Origin of the sequence: Leifsonia sp. NPDC058230, from assembly GCF_042882245.1 — a bacterium.
In the GTDB taxonomy this organism is placed as follows: domain Bacteria; phylum Actinomycetota; class Actinomycetes; order Actinomycetales; family Microbacteriaceae; genus Leifsonia.
This window is the reverse complement of record NZ_JBHVWM010000002.1, coordinates 759,006-774,899: the sequence shown is the minus strand read 5'-3', so window position 1 is coordinate 774,899 and position 15,894 is coordinate 759,006. Positions and strand designations below refer to the sequence as shown.

Genomic DNA, 15,894 nt, shown 5'->3' with positions numbered 1-15,894 from the left:
CTCCCGGGCGGCGATCGCTAACTCGAGACGCTGGTCGGCACCGCTTCGCGTTCACGAATTCCGGAACCGATCTTCTGCGAGAGTTTGTGGATCGGGCGCTCGCAGGCGTAGTAGAAGCCAACGGCCACGACCAGGCTGGTCACCGTCGCGAGCACGGCGGACCAGGGTCCCAGGTTGAAGAGGAATGCGTAGGCCACGACGATCGGCAGATGCACCAGATAGAGACTGAAGGAGATCGTGCCGAGGAAGCGGAGCGGCGGTATCGTCAGCACCGACGCGAGCGGACGCCAGAGGACGCCGATGACGACGATCAACAGGATTCCAATCAGGATGATCGGAAGCGTGACGACGCGGGCGGGCAGGCCGAGCGAAGTGATCCACGGGCCGAGCAGGAAGAAGGACGTCGTTGCGCAGAGCGCGACGATGACGAGCCCGAGGCCGGAGAGAGTCGAGACCCATCCGCGCCCTGTTACGAACCGGAAGGCCCGCTCGATGAGGGACCAGTACTGAGCGAGAAGCGCCCCGAAGAAGAACATCGGCAGATACGACGTGACTTGGTCGTGGATCGCCCAGCCGGCGAGCGCGGCCGCGATCGCAACGACGGTGGCGGGAATCGGGTATTTGCGCACGAGGATGAGATAGACGGGTAGAGCCAGCGAGAAGATCACCTCCCACTGGAGCGACCAGAGAACGCCGAGGGAGGTGGATGTTCCGCCGATCAGGGTGATGTCCTTGACGACGTCTCCCAACGGATACCCGGTCGGGAACAGCGTCAGGGCCTGGGCATCGCCGGGGTGCACGACGTGCGGAACGACCTTGTACGACAGCCAGGCGAGAACGATCGCGAAAACGACGGGGCCATAGAGCCGTACCATGCGGCTCGGGTAGTACGCGGACCAGGAGAAGCTCGGCCGGGTCGCCGCCTTCGTGAGAACAAAACCCGAGAGGACGAAGAAGAGCCAGACCGCCTCCGCGCCGAGCCAGACGATGTGCAGCGGAGAGAAGATCAGGACGTTGTCGAGCGTGCTCGTCGACGGGGTGAGGCCGACGCCGGCTTGCAGCGGTGGGAAATTGGTGGCGAGCACGTGGTAGAGGAGCACCGAGATCGCTGCAAGGCCCCTCAGCGTGTCCAACTGGCGGTATCTGATAGCTCGTTCCCTCGAAACAGCGACGATGTCTGGCCTGGGCACTATAGTGGACAACCCTGCCATTCAGCCCGTGGCCAGGTCGGTTGGTATCATTGGGTGGTTTTCTTCCGCGCATACAGCGGATTCCCCGCGAGAGAGATGGTTGAACTGAGTGGCGCCCGAGGCTGAGCAGACCGTTTCGTTGAGTGTGGTGATCGCCGCATACAATTCGGGCCCTTGGCTTCCCTCCACCCTCGCATCCCTGGTCACCGCCATTCAGCGTGCCTCGCTGGATGCGGAGATCATCGTCGTCGACGACGGCTCCACCGATGACACCCGCGACGTTCTCGAGCGGTTCCGTGCGACGTCGCCCGTCGAGGTGCGCGTCGTGTCGCAGGAGAACAGGGGACGGTTCCTCGCCCGCTGGGCGGGCGTCCAAGAGGCGCGCAGTGCGAGGCTCATGATCTTCGACTCGCGCCTGCTGCTCGATCCTGACGCCCTGTCGTACCTCCGGTCGAGAGACGAGGGTCTCCCCGAGGGTCAGGTCTGGGTCGGCCATGTGCCGACGGACGAGTCGTCGTCCCTGGTCGGACGATTCTGGGAGGTTCCGACCCATCTCTTCTGGGGCTCATACCTCGCGAACCCGCGGCCGACCGAGATCACGGCGACGAATTTCGATCGTGTGCCGAAGGGCACAGGATGCCTCGTCATCGGGCGCGCCCTGTTCGAACAGGCCTGCCTTGCCGCCTGGCCGGAGGAGAACGCCGACCTCGTCTCCGACGACACCAAGATCCTCCGCTACGTCGTGGCCACGCAGACGATGCGGCTCGACCCCGGCTTTCGGGCGATCTACCGACCGAGGACGACCGTCGGGGCCTTCCTCGGCCACGCGTTCGACCGGGGCACCCTGTTCGTCGACAGCTACGCGGGCACCAGCGTCCTTCGAAACGTCGTGCTCGTGGCGTTGGTGCTCGCACCACCGCTGGCAGTCGTGCTGCTCGTCCTGGCGATCGTCGCGGGACTCGGCTGGGCTGTCGCCGTGATCGTCGCACTCGTTGTGCTCGGGCTGGCGCTGCCGGCCGTGCTGGCAGCGTTCAGAGCGTGTCCGCCCCGTGCGGTCCTCTCCTATTTCACCTTCGTCGTGCCGTTCGGAGCGCTGTTCTGGTGCGGGATCGCGCGCGGAGTCTTCGTCCATCGGCGGTCGTTCGGCCGCATCCATCCACAGAACAGTGAATCCCAGTGATCGTCTTCATCTATGGCACGACTGCAGAAGCCATCAAGCTCGCTCCCGTCGCCCGTCGCCTCAAGCAGCGCGGCATCCCGTTCGAGCAATGGCTCACCATGCAGCACACCGATGCTCTGCTGGAGATCCTTCCGCAGCTCGGCCTGCCCGCGCCCGACCGGTTGATCGCCAACGGGCACAAAGGCCAGCCGCTCCGTGGTTCGCGGGATGTGCTCGGCTGGCTGCTCCAGGCGTCACGCTGGCTGCGCGGCAATCGAGCCGAACTGCGGCGAACTCTTCCGGCCAACACCGTGATCGTCGTGCACGGCGACACGATCACCAGCGTGATCGGCGCCTATTTCGCCAAGCGGCTGAAGGTCGCCTGCGCCCACATCGAGGCGGGCCTCCGCTCCGGCAATTGGCGGCACCCCTTCCCGGAGGAGATCGACCGCCGGCTGGTCGGCCGACTGGCCACCGTGCACTACACGCCCTCCGAAGAGGCCACCGAGAATCTCGCGGGCAAGGACAACGTGGTCTTCACCCACGGGAACACCATCGTCGACGCTGTGCTCGACCACGACGAGACCGAGAAGGCAGAGGGCGAGAAGTACGGCGTGGTGCTGCTTCACCGCTACGAGTTCATCTCGAATCAGCCCCTCGTCGACGAGACGATCGGCACGCTCAATTCATCCAGCCCCTACCCGCTCAAGATGCTCGTCGACGCATACAACTCGCACACCCTCGGCGAAGCGACCGGCGAGGCCGAGTCGGCGGGACGGATCGTCATCGAGTCGAAGCGCCCGCACGACGAATTCATCACCCTTCTCAAGTCGGCCGAGTTCATCGTCACCGACTCCGGGGGAGTGCAGGCGGAGGCGGCTCTTCTGGGCGTGCCGACCCTGGTGCACCGCATGGCGACGGAGCAGCAAGAGGGCGTGGGCGAGAACATCCTCCTGTCGAAGTGGAATCAGAAGGTTCTGTCGGACTTCCTGACCAGCCACGCCGACTATCGCGTGGTCAGCCGGAAGCCGCACACCTCTCCCTCCGACATCATCGTCGACGACCTCATAGCGCGCGGCTACGCCACATCGTGAAAAAGGTTCCCTCGCGCGCTCTCGTCGCCCAGCACGGACGTGCTCTCGCCGAAATCGGCGCGGTCACCATCCTGGGTGTACTGGCGACGACCGGCTTCCAGATCGTCACGATCCGGGGTCTGGGACCAGCGGAGTTCGGGCTGTTGGCCTCCTTCGTGGCGATCATCAATGTCGCCTCGATCGGCAGCGCAGCACTGAGGAATTCGGTCGCCGTCGTCACCGCGTCACAGACGGGCCCGACCGGCCGGCATCGATGGTTCGACGGGCCGATGATCGAAGCGCTCGTGCTGGGGGCGATCGGCACGATCGGGGTTCTCGTCCTCGCGCCGTTCCTGGCATCGTCTCTTGGTTCATCGCCGGCAACGCTCATCCTGACGGCCATCGCCATCACCCCGTACTTCCTCTTCGCGCGAGCGCAGGGGCTGCTCCAGGGAGCGGGAAACTCACGCGCCGTCGTCTGGTGGTCGACCGGCGCCCAGCTGGCGCAGCTGGTTCTGGCGGTGCTCGTCCTCCTCGCGGGATTCGGCGCGATCGGGGTGCTCGTCGTTCTCGTGGTGTGCGCCATCGGTGGCGCCGTCGGTGCGAGCTTCGAGGCGCGCAAGATCGCCGTTCAGTCGGCGACCCGCCCGTTCACGCTGCAGAGCACGATCGTGCTGGCGCTCACGATCGGACTGGCGTGGCTCACGAACGCTGACGTGGTCCTCGTCCGTGCGCACGCGCCGGAGGCGGTTGCCGGAGCCTTCGCCGCCGCGGCGGTCCTCATCAAGACCACGTTGATCATCCCGGCGACCCTGTCGCTCTACCTCCTCCCGCGCTTCGTCAACCGGCGAGGGGATGCGTCGATGATGCGTCTCGGAGTGAACGTCGTGCTCGGTGTCACCCTCGCCTCCGGGCTCCTCATGCTCGCCGTGGTCTCCATCGCGGGCGACCTCATCGTCCACATCCTCTTCGGGGCAGGGTATTCCGCGAGCGTGCAGTATCTGCCGCTGTTCGCGCTGACGTGGATTCCGTGGGCGCTCGCCCAGGCCATCCTCATCCGGATCACGGCGTCGGCTTCGCTGGTCGGTGTCGGGGTGCTCGTGATCGCCATCGTCGCGCAGTACGTCGGTGCTCTCATCGTGTTGCCCGACGTGATGGCGATGATGATCCTCAACGGGTGCGTCGGCTTGTTCGCATTCGGCGCCATGTACGTGGTCCACCTCCTGACCGGCCGCAAGCTGACTGTTCGCTCTGCGGAACAGGCGGGGCTCGATGGCTGAGGTCTCCGTGGCGCTGTGCACGTACAACGGAGAGCGATTCCTGGGGCGGCAGCTGGCCAGCATCCTGGAGCAGACGGTCGCTCCGGCCGAGATCGTGGTCGCAGACGACGGCTCGTCGGATGGGACGCTGCAACTGGTGGGTGCATCCGCCGCCGAGACGAGCGCGACTGCGTTGATCGTCCTCCCGCCGTCAGCGCGACTCGGCGTGACGAAGAACTTCGAGCGGGCCATCTCCGCGACGAGCGCTCCGATCGTCGCCCTGAGCGACCAGGACGACGTGTGGGCGGACGGCAAGCTGGCGGCCATGACGCGTGCCTTCGACGACCCGGATGTGGCACTCGTGCACTCCGACGCACGTCTCGTGGATGAGGACGGGCGTCCACTCGGCCTGAGCTTGTTCGAGGCGCTCGAGATCTCCGCCGAGCAGTTGGAGCTCGAACAGAGCGAGGACGGCTACCTGATGCTGCTCCGTCGCAACCTGACGACGGGCGCGACGATGGCGTTCCGGCGGGAACTGCTCGATGTCGCTCGTCCCTTCCCGGCGGATTGGGTGCACGACGAGTGGCTGGCGATGATCGCAGCGGCCACCGCGCGGATCCGCGTGCTCCCCGAACAGCTGATCGACTATCGGCAGCACGGAAGCAACGCCATCGGCGTCGTGCGCCCGACGCTGTCGCACAAGGTGAGACGAGTCGTGGGCTCCAGCCGCGAGCGAAACCGGACGCTCGCCGACAAGTTCACCACCCTCAGCGATCGTCTCGCAGCGCTGGGGCCCGTCGTGCGGCCCGGTGCGGTCGAGGCGGCCAGGGCGAAGGCCGCTTTCGAGGCGTCCCGGGCGGCTTATCCCGCGAACCGTCTCCTCAGGGTGTTCCCTGTTCTGCGGATGTACCGTTCGGGCGCGTATCAGCGATTCGCTAGTCGGGGCACGTGGGACGTCGTCCGGGACATCCTTCAGAAGGCCTGACGCGCGCAGCGCCGCGTCACTTGCGCTGTGCTTCGAGCTCCGCGATCCGCTCTTCGAGGGTGTTGATGCGGAGATCCTGGAGCACGACCTCTTCGGTGAGCGTCCTCAGCTTGGCCTCCGACGTCGTCAGTTCCGAGCTGTGCTGGATGCACACGAGGAAGAGGACCGCGATGCTGACGAAGAAGACGAGGTTGGTCGGCGCTCCGACGCCGAGCAGCTCGGTGGCCCAGGCGAGGATGGACGGGAAGATCCCGACGATGAGGGCGAAGGTGCCCGCGACCAGCCACCACATCGCGTGACGCTCGCGCATGCGATTGCGACGCAGCATCTCGATGACGACGCCGAGGGTGAACAGGGCGGCCAGGATGCCGAAGATGTAACTGGCGACGGACACGGGTCAGAGTTCTTTCGCGGGCGTGATCGGACGGATGAGGGCGACGGACAGGGCGAGGAACGCCCGTCCCAGGTAGATGGCCGATTTGATCGGATTGTGCGAGGGCTGGCCGCCGGCCCGGGGCCGCATCGACACCGGCACCTGCTCGATCGCGCAGCCACCTCTGGCGGCGATGACGAGGGCTTCGACGGTGTCGCCGAGGTACTCGGCCGGGAAGTTCTCGGAGAACAGGGCGACGGCCTTCGGGCCGTTGGCTTTGAACCCGGAGGTGGCGTCGGTCAGGGTGGCGCGGGTGACGCGGCTCAGCACCGACGACAGGACTTTCATCGCCCAGCGACGCGGTCCGGTGACGGAATAGTCCCCCTGGCCGGCGAAGCGGGCGCCGATGACGAGGTCATTGCGCTCGAGCGCGGCGAGGAGGGCGGGCACGCTCGACGGGTCGTGCTGCCCGTCGGCGTCGATCTGGACCACGTTGTCGAGGTCGTGGGCGATCGCGTACTTGAAACCGAGGCGCATCGCACCGCCGACGCCCATGTTGAACGGGATCGACGCGACGATGGCTCCGGCCGCAGTGGCGGCGGCCTCCGTGTTGTCGGACGAGCCGTCGTTGACGACGAGGATGTGGGCTCCTGGGAGCTTGCTCGAGACCTCTGCGACGACCGCTCCGACCGAATCCTGCTCGTTAAACGCAGGCAGGACGATCAGGGTCCTGTGGAGCGCCGCATTCATGTCGACGATCCTACCAAGTGCGATCGCTCCTCCCTGGCGATTAGCCGCGTGCGCGCGAGGGCCCGAAGGTGTGCGACAGCAGGAGGCCCAGGCTCTTGCGATCACTGGTCACTGCCGCCGGGATGCGCGTGGCCGCGTTCAGCCGGGAGGACAGGTGCAGGCGGGCGACCCTCGCAGCGTGGTTCCACCCCTTCGCGGCCATGGTCTCCGCGGCGTTCTCGAAGAGCGCCCGCTCCTCGAGGAACCGGGTGCCGTCGGTCGCCGTGCGGTACGAATAGCTCAGGGAGTGGCGACGGTAGGCGAAGAGCAGATCGGGAACCACGAGCAGCGCACCGCCCTCGCCGACGATCGCGAGCTGCAGGTCCAGGTCGAGCACGATCTCCAGGCCGGTTCGGAAGCCGTGGGCACGCACGGCGTCGGTCTGCCAGCAGATCGACGGGAAGTACGTCCAGTTGCCGCGCAGCAGGCTCACGGCGAGTTCCTCGCCCGACATCGTGACCTCTGCGTCGATGCTGGGCCGGTAGAACTCCTTCACGCGGTCCGCGATCGGCGAGACGCGGTCGCCGAGGTCGTCGATGACTTGGACGTCGCACTGGATGTACGCGACGTGGGGATGCGCGGCGATGTACCGGGCCATCCGCTCCACGTAGCGGGGCAGCATGACGTCGTCGCAGCCCATCAGGACGAAGTGGCTCGACTGCACTTCGCGGAGGGATCGACTGAAATTGCCGTTCACGCCCAGGTTCTGGTCGTTGCGGAAGAACTCGATTCGTGGGTCGTCCACCGTCGCCAGCCAGGCGGAGGGCGCGGGATCGGGCATGTGATCGTCGATGACGACGAGGCGCCAGTCCGGCGAGGTCTGGGCCTGCACGCTTCTGACAGCGGCCTGGAACTGCTCGAGTCCGCCGTACAGGGGCATAACGATGTCGATTGTCACGCGATCAGGCTCACCACCCTCGGTCGGTAACCATCGGTCCGGGGATAACGATCGTACCCGTCGATCGTGTCAGCGCAACGTATGCTTCCTGAAAGGCAACCATTTTTCGATGGGGAGCGACCGGCACGATGAGCGAACTCCAGCCGATGCAGCGGCCGCCGGCGGCACGCGCATCCGGTGCCGCACTCATCCTCGGGGCCACGGTCCTCTCGGGCGTTTCCGGCTATCTGGTCATCTGGAGCGTCGCCGCCTCGATCGGTCCGGCGCGGTACGCCGCGTTCGCGGTCTTCTGGTCTGCGCTCTATCTCGCGGTCGGAATCCTCTCCGGCCTGCAGCAGGAGAGCGCCCGCGCGACGGTCGCCCGTGAGATCAGTGACGCACCGCGAGCGACGAAGGCCTCCCTCGTGCCGTACGGCGCCCTCTTCGCCGTCGTCGTGCTCATCGTCGTCGGCCTGTCCGGTCTCTGGTGGGGCCCGGTCAGCCTGGGCGCGGCGCACGCCGGCCTGGTGCTCCCGGTCGCCGTCGGCGCGGCGCTCGACTGCGGTGTCGCCGTTCTGACCGGTGTGCTCGCCGGTTCCCAGATGTGGCGGCTGGCCGCGCTCGCCCTGGGGCTCGACGGAGTCCTTCGCCTCGTGTTCGTCGTCGTCGCGCTCCTCGTCGGCGCCGATGTGAACGGGCTGGCCTGGGCCGTCGTCCTTCCGTTCCCGCTCGTGGTGATCATCGTCGTGGCGTTCGCTCCCGGCCGCATCCGCGCCGCTGCCCGAACGGCGATGAGTCTGATGGAGTTCACCCGCAACGCTGCGCAGACCATGCTCGCCGCCTCCTCCACTGCCCTCCTGGTCAACGGGTTTCCGCTCGTGCTGTCGCTGACCGCCGCAGCGACAGCGGCGGCTGCCGGCACGGATGCGAGCAACCTGGGCGCCCTCATCCTCGCCATCACGCTCACCCGAGCCCCGATCCTCGTGCCGCTCATGGCGCTGCAGAGCTTCCTGATCACACGGTTCGCCGTCGCGCCGGAACGGGTTCGTCGAACACTGCTGGCGCTCGTCGGTGCGATCCTGGCGGCAACGGTGCTGCTGGGCGCTGCCGCGTGGCTGTGGGGTGGTGCCCTCTTGGGTCTGCTCTTCGGTGCGGCGTTCGTCCTTCCCCCGGAGGTGCTGATCGCTCTGATCGGCTCGTCCGGGCTCGTGGGAGTGCTCTGCGTGACCGGTCCGGCTCTGCTGGCACGGAACCGCCACGGCGCCTACACCTCCGGGTGGGTCGGCGCGTCGGTCGTGACCGTCGCGATCCTCTTTCTGCCTCTGCCGCTCGAGCTGCGCAGCATCCTCGCGCTCTCACTCGGCCCGGCGGTGGGCATCGTCATCCATGCTGCAGCGCTCGCGCGCCGGGGTCGCACCGCGACCGCGTCGGCGGGGAGGCTGTGATCAGGCGGCCTCGCGGTGCGGCAGCCGAACCCGCCAGCTCATCCCCTGCGAAGCCTTGACCGCGCAGATCACCAGCAGCAGCCACCCGGACTCGACGAGGATGGAGCTCTCGAACACGCTCGTGACGAGCAGCGACACCAGCACCAGCGGCGCCCAGGCGTAGACCACGCTGCGCTTGTTCGAGGCCAGCAGCCACGACCGTCCGAACGCCAGGGCGACCAGGGCGACGAAGAGGATCAGCCCGATGAGGCCGACCTGCAGGTAGAGGTCGAGGTAGGCGTTCAGCGCGTTCGCATGGAACACTCCGGTCGCGTCATTGATGGCGATGAACGGGTACAGCTCGGTCGGCCACTGACCGACCCACCCCCATCCGGAGATCTGGTTGATCGGGATGAGCTCCCAGATCTGGATCCACAACCGGTAGCGCACCTGGAAGTCGGCTCGGGCGTTCAGCAGCTCGATCACGCGCGTGCGGTAGATCCAGCCGACCACGAGGACGACGACGGTCAGCACCGCGAGCGCCCACTGGTAGTACCGTCGGTGGGCAGGCGCGACCTGCCGGATGCCGTACAGCGCCAGGGTGGCGAGCCCCACGACGACGGAGACCGCGGCGATCACGGGGGAGTGGGCGAACAGGATGCACGCCGCGGCCAACGTGATGGACACCACGGCCACCGGAGGCCGCACGGATCGCGTGCGCAGCTCGACGAGGAACGTCACGAACGCGATCAGGGCGACGATGCTGAGCTGGTTGCGGCTGCCGAACAGACCCTGGATGGGCCCGCCGAGCGCGATGTTGCCCTGGATGCCGAGGAACTTGATCGGCGCGTCGATCAGCAGCCCGCTCAGCACCTCCAGGGCGAGGGACACGGTGAGGAGGAAGCGCAGGACGTCGCCGACGACGCGCACGATCTGGATCGCATCCCGCACCAGCGCGATGTAGACCGCGAGGAAGGCGAAGGCGATCTGGTACGCGACCGCGCCGAGGGTGGCCCACTGGTAGTCGCTCCAGAACAGCGAGACGGCGCACCAGCCCACGAACGCGATGATCGTGAGCGGCAGCAGTCCGTGCCATTCGACCAGCTTGCGCTGCGCGATGAACGAGAGGGCGGCCAGCACCACGAGCACCGCGAGCGCGCCGACGAGGCCCGGCCAGTCGATGAGCGCCCGGATGGCGTGCGTCGAGAAGCAGAATCCGACCGCCACGAGGGACAGCACCGAGTTGAAGCGTGCGGATCCGAGGAACTCGGTCACGGAGACGGGGACCAGGGGTCTACGCGTCGTGGCCATGAGGCAATCCTAGGGCGCGGCCTGCTTCGTCTTCACGGAGATCACGACCAGCATGGTGAACCCCGCTTCGAGAATCAGCCGACTCTCAGCCGCGCTCTGCGCCACGAACGCGGCGAGCACCAGCAGGGGGAACAGCGTGAGAGCTGAGAACGGCTTGTCGTCGGCGACGCCGTCGCGCGGACGGTCGACCGCGAAGAACCACGCGCGGCGCAGCGTCGTCAGCACCAGCAGGATGAAGACCACGAGCCCGACGATGCCGAGCTGCAGCCAAACGTCGAGCCAGGCATTGTGCGCCTGCAGGTACTGCACGTGGTTGCGCACGGCCAGGCCGTCGAATGGTTTCACCCAGGGCGCCCAGTAGCTCACCCAGCCCCAGCCGAAGACCGGGCGCTGCTGCGCCAGCCCGATTACCGAGTGCCAGATGTCGAGCCGGCCGGTGAGGTCTTCGCTCTTGCCCAGGAGGGTCGGGATGCGGCTCGCGAACACGGTCGCCAGCGCGGCGACGACCACCACCAGACCCGCGCCCGTGAGATAGACGGGAAGCCGCTTCGCCGGGTCGGCCCGCCGGGTCCAGAGCGCGAAGAGGAGTACCACGATCGTGAAGACCCCGGCCAGGATCACCGTGGACGACCGGGTCAGCGCCATCGTCAGCACGGCGACGACGAGCCAGGCGATCCCCGTGCCGCGACGAACGCTGCGGTCGGCGAACTGCACGCCGAACACGGCGATGGCGAGCAGCGCGACCATCGCCAGGAGATTGCTGTTGCCGAGGATGCCCTGGATCTGCCCGCCGTGGAACAGCAGGTCGCGGCTCCAGTAGAAGGCCGCGGGTTGTTTGCCGGGCGGGTACGACGCCCACGGCGGGAGGATCGGCTGCCGCACGAACAGCGAGACGATCAGCTCGAACACCAGCGAGAGTCCGAGGATCCACTTGAAGGCGTTCGCCAGCGCTCGCAGCAGCTGCGCCCAGCTCAGGCACAGCGCGAGGAAGACGGCGGCGGCCGTGGTGCTGAGCTGCGCGAGGAGGCCGAGCGCGGTCGCTCCGGGGTACGCCGACCAGGTGATCGAGACGACCGCCAGTGCGAGGAAGAGCACGAGCATCCGGGGCGAGCGTCGCCAGTTGAAGGCCGGCCGGATGCGCACCAGCAGCACGATGCTGACCACGACGAGCGCGAGCGCGAGCACGAAGTATCCGGGCCAGCTGATCAGATTGCGCCAGAAATCGCCCGCGAACAGCGTGAAGAGAAGCAGCGTGGCGAAGGCGACGAGTCCGGAGCCGGCGGTGGCGGTACGCCGCCACACGCGGACCGGGGAAGGGGAGCTCACTCGCTCAGAGTAACGGACGGCCCTCTGCGTCAGCCCTTCGGTGTCGCCACGAAGACCGTCCCGTCGCCGGCGACCGTCAGGTCCCCTTCGTCGGGTGTCACGTAGACCGAGTCGCCGCGGCCGAGGTCGATGTGGCCGGTCGCGCCGGTGAGCGTGACCCGTCCCGCGGTGCAGAGGGCGATGGCTGCGCCGGGCAGGTGAACGGATGCGGTCGCCACCTCGCCGCCGACCACCACGTGATCGAGGGTGAAGTCGGGCACATCCGGACGGAAGACCTCCACGTTGGGTGCCGGCCGTTCGGGGGCGAGCGGTGACGCCTCGATCGGAGAGAAGTCGAGGATGCTCACCAGCTCCGGCACGTCGATGCGTTTGGGTGTGAGCCCGCCGCGCAGCACGTTGTCCGAGGCCGCCATGAGCTCGATGCCCAGTCCGCGCAGGTAGGCATGGATGTTTCCCGCCGGCAGGTACAGCACTTGACCGGGCCGCAGGGTCACCCGGTTGAGGAGGAGGGCGAGCACGATGCCGGGGTCTCCGGGGAACGCTTCGGCGAGCATCCGCACGGTGTCCGCCGCGACAGCGAGGTCGTCGCGTGCTGCGGCCGCATTCGCATCGGGCTCGACGGATGCGGCGCCCGCGACCACTGCACGAACCAGGTCGGCGACGGCCGGGTCTCCGCCGAGCAGCCACTCGGTCGCCCGGCGCAGCACGACCGGCGGCTCGCCGACGAGCGTGTCTGCGAAGGTCGAGATGGGGGAGCCGTCGTCCCCGGACACCGTGGCGAGGCGGCGGAACAGCTCACGGCTGGCCGCCACATCCCGGAATCCGCAGAGCGCCTCGAACGGGTCGCTGAGGGCGAAGATGAGCTCCGGCTTGTGCGCCGCATCCTTGTAGTTGCGGTCGGGCGAGTCGATGGGGATGCCGGCGGCGTTCTCGCGTGCGAACCCGGCCTGGGCCTGGGCGGTCGACGGATGCGCCTGCAGCGACAGCGGCCCGGCCGCCGCCAGCACCTTGAGCAGGTACGGCAGCTGCGTCTGCCCGGAGCCGAGGGCGGCACGGGGATCGCGGGCGATCCACTCCGCCAGGTCGCGCGACCCGCCGGTGCGTGCCGGGTCGAGGATCACCGACGGCGAGCCCGGGTGCGCGCCCAGCCATAGCTCCGCCTCCGGACGCCCGGTCGGCTCCGTGCCGAGGAGCCCCGCGATCGCGGTCGTCGAGCCCCACGCGTAATCGCGGGGGGTATTGCCGATGCGCACAAACATCCGTCGGGGTCCCTTCGAAATCGTTAGACCAAACTACCAATCGCTTTGAGCGGCTGGTGCACGCTGCCTAGGCTGACCCTGGTCCTCTTCGGACGCATCCGCACACCCGCACGCAATGGAGCAGACATGGCCTTCGAGACCCTCGCCAGCGACTTCTACGGCTACGAGAACCTCCTCCCGGAGCGGGAGAAGCAGTTTCTCGCCGACCTTCGGGCCCACCTCGAAGCCGAGGTGAAGCCGCTCGTCAACGAGTACTGGGAGAAGGCGGAGTTCCCGCATCAGATCCGCGAGGGTCTGCACCGCATGGGCGTGATCGGCCTCGGTTTCCCGGAGACGGCACCGTTTGAGAACTCGGCCGTGTTCCGTGGCTGGGTGGCGCTCGAACTCGCCCGGGTCGACGCATCCGTCAGCACGTATGCCGGGGTTCAGAACGGACTGGCGCTCGGCGCGATCGGGGTCACCGGTTCGGACGAGCAGCGCGCGGAATGGCTGCCGAAGCTCGCGTCGGGCGAGGTGCTCGGAGCGTTCGGCCTGACCGAGCCACTGTCAGGCTCCGACTCGGCCCGCGGACTGCAGACCATCGCGACCCGCGACGGCGACAACTGGGTGCTGAACGGCTCGAAGCGCTGGATCGGCAACGCCACCTTCAGCGACATCACGATCATCTGGGCCAAGAGCGCGGAGGACGGACAGGTCAAGGGCTTCATCGTCCCGACGAACACTCCGGGATACAGCGCCACCAAGATCGAAGGCAAGCAGTCTCTGCGCATGGTGCAGAACGCCGACATCGTGCTCGACGACGTCGTCGTGCCGGAATCCCTGCGGCTGCAGAACGCGAACTCGTTCAAGGACACCGCCGCTGTGCTCCGGCTGACGCGGGCCGAGGTCGCCTGGGCCGCGATCGGGGTCGCGATGGGCGCGTACGAGGCCGCTGTGAAGTATTCGAAGGAGCGCATCCAGTTCGGCAAGCCGCTCGGGGCGCATCAGCTCATCCAGGACCTGCTCGTCAAGTCCCTCGGCAACATAACGTCGTCGATCGGGATCTGCACGCGCGTCTCCGAGATGCTCGACCGCGGCGAGCAGCACGACGAGCACTCCGCGCTCGCCAAGGCCTTCGCGACCTCCCGGATGCGCGAGACGGTCGCCTGGAGCCGAGAGATCCTCGGCGGCAACGGCATCGTGATCGACTACGACGTCGCCCGCTTCTTCGCCGACGCCGAGGCGCTGTACTCCTACGAAGGCACCCGGGAGATGAACACGCTCATCGTCGGTCGCTCGATCACCGGTCACGCGGCCTTCGCCTGATTTCCGAACGCGCTACCGGCTCGCGATAGGGTGGCGAGCGTCCGGCGGCGCGCCGGTCAGGCGAGGAGGAGCGTTCCGTGGCGTGGTTGGTGACCGGAGGGGCCGGGTACATCGGCTCACACGTGGTTCGTGCGTTCCTGGCCGACGGCATCGACGTGATCGTCGTCGACGACCTGTCGAGCGGCCATGAGGAGTTCGTGCCCGCCGAGGTGCCCTTCTACCGGGGGAGCGTCCTCGACGGCGCTCTGCTGGAGCGCGTATTCCGGGAGGATCGCGTGACGGGCGTCGTGCACGTGGCCGGTTTCAAGTACGCCGGCGTCTCGGTGCAGCGGCCGCTCCACACCTACGAGCAGAACGTGACGGCCACGGCCACGCTCCTCGCCGTCATGCAGGACGCCGGCGTCGACGCCATGGTGTTCTCCTCGTCCGCCGCCGTCTACGGCACTCCGGATGTGGAACTCGTCACCGAGGACACCCCGAAGAACCCCGAGTCGCCGTATGGCGAGTCCAAGCTGATCGGCGAATGGCTCCTGCGCGACCAGGGCGTCGCAGCGGGCCTGCGTCACGCGTCGCTCCGCTACTTCAATGTGGTCGGCTCCGGCGACCCGTCTCTTCGCGACACCAGCCCGCACAATCTCTTCCCCCTCGTGTTCGACGCCCTGGTCGCAGGCAAGACGCCGCGGGTCAACGGCGACGACTATCCGACCCCCGACGGCACGTGCGTACGCGACTACATCCACGTCGCCGACCTTGCGATCTCCCACGTGGCAGCGGCCAAGCGGCTGGACGCCGGGCTGCCGATCGAGCACGTCTACAACCTGGGCAGCGGCGACGGCGTCTCCGTCGGCGAGATCATGACCACCGTGGCGGCTGTGACCGGTATCCCGTTCACCCCAGAAGTGGGGCCGCGGCGGCCCGGAGATCCTGCGAGGATCGTGGCATCCGGGCAACTCGCCGCCCGCGATCTGGACTGGAAAATGCGGCACTCGTTGGACGAGATGGTCCGCAGCGCCTGGGAAGCACGGCAGAAAGCCTCCTGAGGCTGCCGAAACGGGGGTAGAACGCCCGGGCGTGTCGTGTCCGTTGTGCGACTTCGGCGCGTCGCGAACTCTCGACTCGCGGTCAAGGCTTTACGATTCGCGACTTGACGTAGACGAATGACAACGGTGTAATTATCACGACACGTTGTCTTACGTGCTTTGCAGTTAATGGGTGGGAGACCGATATGACAGTTCCTGAATATCGTTCTGGGGTACCCGACGACTGGTTCATCGATCCGGTCAAGCTGGGAGTCCCGGGCGTCCGGGCGAATGTCGACGATGACAATCCGCTTGCCTGGCAGTCCGACTCGCTGTGCGCGCAGACCGACCCCGAGGCGTTCTTCCCCGAGAAGGGCGGCTCGACGCGGGATGCCAAGCGCATCTGCGCATCGTGCGAGGTGCGGTCGCAGTGCCTCGAGTACGCACTGGCGAACGACGAGCGATTCGGCATCTGGGGCGGGCTCTCCGAGCGCGAGCGCCGCAAGCTCCGCAAGCGCGCCGTCTAGCAGGGAGCATCGTGGGGC

15 protein-coding genes are annotated in these 15,894 nt (G+C 67.4%); 8 read left to right on the top strand and 7 right to left on the bottom strand.

Features of this window, described 5'->3' with window-relative positions; genetic code table 11:
* Positions 1-17 precede the first annotated feature (17 nt).
* Complete coding sequence (locus ACFVV0_RS09310) at positions 18-1,133, bottom strand: acyltransferase family protein (RefSeq protein WP_387061456.1); 1,116 nt, start codon at positions 1,131-1,133, stop codon at positions 18-20.
* Positions 1,134-1,299: 166 nt separating this feature from the next.
* Between ACFVV0_RS09310 and ACFVV0_RS09305 the strand changes: the two genes are divergently transcribed.
* Genes ACFVV0_RS09305 through ACFVV0_RS09290 form a run of 4 tightly spaced genes read left to right on the top strand, consistent with a single transcriptional unit; the run spans position 1,300 to position 5,666 of the window.
* Entirely contained in the window at positions 1,300-2,370 is a 1,071-nt protein-coding gene (locus ACFVV0_RS09305; protein ID WP_387061453.1) for a glycosyltransferase family A protein, read from the top strand.
* Positions 2,367-3,443 (top strand): UDP-N-acetylglucosamine 2-epimerase, encoded by a 1,077-nt coding sequence (locus ACFVV0_RS09300; protein ID WP_387061451.1) that lies wholly within the window; start codon positions 2,367-2,369, stop codon positions 3,441-3,443. The genes ACFVV0_RS09305 and ACFVV0_RS09300 overlap by 4 nt, the downstream gene beginning before the upstream one ends.
* On the top strand, positions 3,440-4,702 hold the full coding sequence (locus ACFVV0_RS09295) for a lipopolysaccharide biosynthesis protein (RefSeq protein WP_387061448.1): 1,263 nt from the start codon (positions 3,440-3,442) through the stop codon (positions 4,700-4,702). Before ACFVV0_RS09300 ends, ACFVV0_RS09295 begins: the two co-directional genes overlap by 4 nt.
* Positions 4,695-5,666, top strand: a complete 972-nt coding sequence (locus tag ACFVV0_RS09290; protein ID WP_387061446.1) for a glycosyltransferase family 2 protein — start codon at positions 4,695-4,697, stop codon at positions 5,664-5,666. The genes ACFVV0_RS09295 and ACFVV0_RS09290 overlap by 8 nt, the downstream gene beginning before the upstream one ends.
* A 16-nt stretch (positions 5,667-5,682) precedes the next feature.
* Here ACFVV0_RS09290 and ACFVV0_RS09285 read toward each other — a convergent pair whose 3' ends face one another.
* Genes ACFVV0_RS09285 through ACFVV0_RS09275 form a run of 3 tightly spaced genes read right to left on the bottom strand, consistent with a single transcriptional unit; the run spans position 5,683 to position 7,726 of the window.
* Complete coding sequence (locus ACFVV0_RS09285) at positions 5,683-6,060, bottom strand: DUF2304 domain-containing protein (RefSeq protein ID WP_387061443.1); 378 nt, start codon at positions 6,058-6,060, stop codon at positions 5,683-5,685.
* A gap of 3 nt (positions 6,061-6,063) precedes the next feature.
* Positions 6,064-6,789: a glycosyltransferase family 2 protein gene (locus tag ACFVV0_RS09280; protein WP_387061440.1), complete on the bottom strand. Its 726-nt coding sequence runs from the start codon at positions 6,787-6,789 to the stop codon at positions 6,064-6,066.
* Between the two features lie 40 nt (positions 6,790-6,829).
* On the bottom strand, positions 6,830-7,726 hold the full coding sequence (locus ACFVV0_RS09275; protein ID WP_387061437.1) for a glycosyltransferase family 2 protein: 897 nt from the start codon (positions 7,724-7,726) through the stop codon (positions 6,830-6,832).
* A 128-nt stretch (positions 7,727-7,854) separates the two neighbouring features.
* Here ACFVV0_RS09275 and ACFVV0_RS09270 point away from each other — a divergent pair, with 128 nt between their 5' ends.
* Positions 7,855-9,150 carry a hypothetical protein gene (locus ACFVV0_RS09270; protein ID WP_387061434.1) on the top strand — a complete coding sequence of 432 codons (1,296 nt, stop codon included), beginning with the start codon at positions 7,855-7,857 and terminating at the stop codon, positions 9,148-9,150.
* Here ACFVV0_RS09270 and ACFVV0_RS09265 read toward each other — a convergent pair whose 3' ends face one another.
* The 3 genes from ACFVV0_RS09265 to manA are packed head-to-tail and all read right to left on the bottom strand — an operon-like array spanning position 9,151 to position 13,025.
* Positions 9,151-10,440, bottom strand: a complete 1,290-nt coding sequence (locus ACFVV0_RS09265) for an O-antigen ligase family protein (protein WP_387061432.1) — start codon at positions 10,438-10,440, stop codon at positions 9,151-9,153.
* A 9-nt stretch (positions 10,441-10,449) separates the two neighbouring features.
* The gene (locus ACFVV0_RS09260; RefSeq protein WP_387061429.1) at positions 10,450-11,766 is read right to left on the bottom strand and encodes an O-antigen ligase family protein; all 1,317 of its coding nucleotides are present in this window, start codon (positions 11,764-11,766) and stop codon (positions 10,450-10,452) included.
* 29 nt (positions 11,767-11,795) lie between these two features.
* Entirely contained in the window at positions 11,796-13,025 is a 1,230-nt protein-coding gene (manA, locus tag ACFVV0_RS09255; RefSeq protein ID WP_387061426.1) for a mannose-6-phosphate isomerase, class I, read from the bottom strand.
* A gap of 126 nt (positions 13,026-13,151) precedes the next feature.
* Between manA and ACFVV0_RS09250 the strand changes: the two genes are divergently transcribed.
* The 3 genes from ACFVV0_RS09250 (at position 13,152) to ACFVV0_RS09240 (ending at position 15,876) form a co-directional block, all read left to right on the top strand.
* The gene (locus tag ACFVV0_RS09250) at positions 13,152-14,330 is read left to right on the top strand and encodes an acyl-CoA dehydrogenase family protein (RefSeq protein ID WP_387061424.1); all 1,179 of its coding nucleotides are present in this window, start codon (positions 13,152-13,154) and stop codon (positions 14,328-14,330) included.
* Between the two features lie 77 nt (positions 14,331-14,407).
* A complete protein-coding gene (gene galE, locus ACFVV0_RS09245) occupies positions 14,408-15,370 on the top strand; it encodes a UDP-glucose 4-epimerase GalE (protein WP_387061421.1) in 963 nt (320 codons plus the stop codon).
* A gap of 185 nt (positions 15,371-15,555) precedes the next feature.
* A complete protein-coding gene (locus ACFVV0_RS09240) occupies positions 15,556-15,876 on the top strand; it encodes a WhiB family transcriptional regulator (RefSeq protein WP_387061418.1) in 321 nt (106 codons plus the stop codon).
* Positions 15,877-15,894: the final 18 nt, after the last annotated feature.

Excerpts from the sequence above, each read along its gene's own strand:
- ACFVV0_RS09290 (WP_387061446.1), top strand. The coding sequence starts at position 4,695 with ATGGCTGAGGTCTCCGTGGCGCTGTGCACGTACAACGGAGAGCGATTC.
- ACFVV0_RS09280 (WP_387061440.1), bottom strand. The coding sequence starts at position 6,789 with ATGAATGCGGCGCTCCACAGGACCCTGATCGTCCTGCCTGCGTTTAAC.
- ACFVV0_RS09270 (WP_387061434.1), top strand. The coding sequence starts at position 7,855 with ATGAGCGAACTCCAGCCGATGCAGCGGCCGCCGGCGGCACGCGCATCC.
- ACFVV0_RS09265 (WP_387061432.1), bottom strand. The coding sequence starts at position 10,440 with ATGGCCACGACGCGTAGACCCCTGGTCCCCGTCTCCGTGACCGAGTTC.
- manA (WP_387061426.1), bottom strand. The coding sequence starts at position 13,025 with ATGTTTGTGCGCATCGGCAATACCCCCCGCGATTACGCGTGGGGCTCG.
- ACFVV0_RS09250 (WP_387061424.1), top strand. The coding sequence starts at position 13,152 with ATGGCCTTCGAGACCCTCGCCAGCGACTTCTACGGCTACGAGAACCTC.
- ACFVV0_RS09240 (WP_387061418.1), top strand. The coding sequence starts at position 15,556 with ATGACAGTTCCTGAATATCGTTCTGGGGTACCCGACGACTGGTTCATC.